Source organism: Brachybacterium vulturis (assembly GCF_043641765.1).
Taxonomy (GTDB): Bacteria; Actinomycetota; Actinomycetes; order Actinomycetales; family Dermabacteraceae; genus Brachybacterium; species Brachybacterium vulturis_A.
Window position 1 is genome coordinate 1 of sequence record NZ_JBHZRO010000045.1, and the last position, 1,635, is coordinate 1,635.

At 68.5% G+C, this 1,635-nt stretch carries 1 protein-coding gene; it reads right to left on the reverse strand.

The features are described from left to right. Window positions 1–150 precede the first annotated feature (150 nt). The gene (locus ACHUEU_RS16445) at window positions 151–1,524 is read right to left on the reverse strand and encodes an IS1380 family transposase (RefSeq protein ID WP_394217162.1); all 1,374 of its coding nucleotides are present in this window, start codon (window positions 1,522–1,524) and stop codon (window positions 151–153) included. Window positions 1,525–1,635: the final 111 nt, after the last annotated feature.

The following is a 1,635-nucleotide window of genomic DNA, read 5'->3' on the forward strand; positions in this document are numbered from 1 at the left end:
AGCCTGGATCCGCCGGCCGGATTTTGGGTGCGTTTTGCGGGAGGTCGGGAGGGGATTTGGAGGGCGTTTCTGGTGAAGGGCGTGTGGTATCTGCCGGTCTGCCCGGCCCTTCCACTGTCGGTTCCTTCTCGTAGGGACAGTAACTGCTGGTCAGGGGCTGGATGTGGCGCTGGTTGCGTTGAACAGCGTCTCCCAGCCCGATTGCCAGGGCCAGTTCCGCGGCAGGTGGAGCCGCCAGGAGCGGGCCCGGTTGGCGATCCGGGCAGGCACGGCGATCAGCTGGGAAAGGATCGTTGCCGCCCTCGCTTTCGCATGGAACCTCGAGGCCAGCGCGCCGGCGGCGCGGGTGAGGTTGAACGCGATGGCCGCCAGCACGGTCCAGGCACTGTTGGCGGTAAACCTCCCCGAGGGCAGGTGTGCCAGCGGCCCGTTCTTCAGATCGGCGATGATCTGCTCGACGATCGCGTGATCACGGTGGCTGGTCTCGGCCTCCAGCATGCCCAGGGGCGAGTCGGTGAACACTGCGTGATGCCGGTAGGCGGCCAACAGCTCATCCTGCTCGCCACCGGTCGTGGTGGGGTTCAGGCGTTTGACGCGGCGCACGATCAACCGGGCGGCGACGTGCTCGGCCTGCTTCCGGGAGGTGAACGCGGTGTAGGGAATCTCGGCGACCTCGGCATCGGAGACCCACCGCTGCTCGTCCTCGTCCCAGATCGCCTGGGGGTACTTGATACCCACCCACGCGGTCTCGGGGATCCGGCTGATCGCCGCGACCACTCCCGGGTTCATCCGCGCCGTGAGCGAGAAATACGCTCCGCCGCGGCGGGCGGCTGCCACCACGGGCTGCTGGTAGTAGGCGCTGTCGGCCCGCACCGTCAGCAGGCCACCGGCCCCGGCCTTCCTCGCGGCGGCCAGGGACTCGGAGATCAGCTTGGCGGCTCCGTGAGCCGAAGCGGACGAGCCCTTGCGCAGCCGGATCCCGGCGACCACCGGTGCCGCCAGCGGAGTCGAGAGCGTCGCGACCTGGGCGTTGAGCCCCTTGACGCCGCTGTAACCGTAGCCGGCACCCTGCTTGGCATACCCGTGGGTGGCGCGGATGGTGTCATCGATGTCGAGGTAGGCCACCTGATCGGCGCCGGCCAGCAGGCCCGGCACCCGCTCGGCCAGGCCGGAAAGGAGCCGGGAGGCGACCGCGTCGAGCTGGCGCACGTGGCCGAAGGTGTAGCCGCGCAGGTGGGTGCCCAGGGTGGTCGGAGCCCGACACTCGGTAAACGCCCGGCCCATCCCGCCGTGACGCAGCAGGTCCATGTCGGAGATGCTGTCCGCCCCGGCGACCATCCCCGCCACCAGCGAGGGGACCTTCACGGTGGCATTGGCGCCGGGAGTACCGGCCACGCTCACATGCTCCTTGACCAGCCCCGACAGCCCGGCAGACTCGGCCAGGGCCATCACCGGGACCAGGCCCGCCCTCGCGATCAGATTGTCGTCATCGAACTCGGCGGAGAAATCATGGGATACTCGCACTACCGGTGCTCCTGTACTCGGCGTTATGGAACCTTCTACAAGTCCCATTATCGCTGGTCACAGGGGCATTCGGCTGTCACGACCCGCCCAATCGGCCGGCGGATCCAGGCT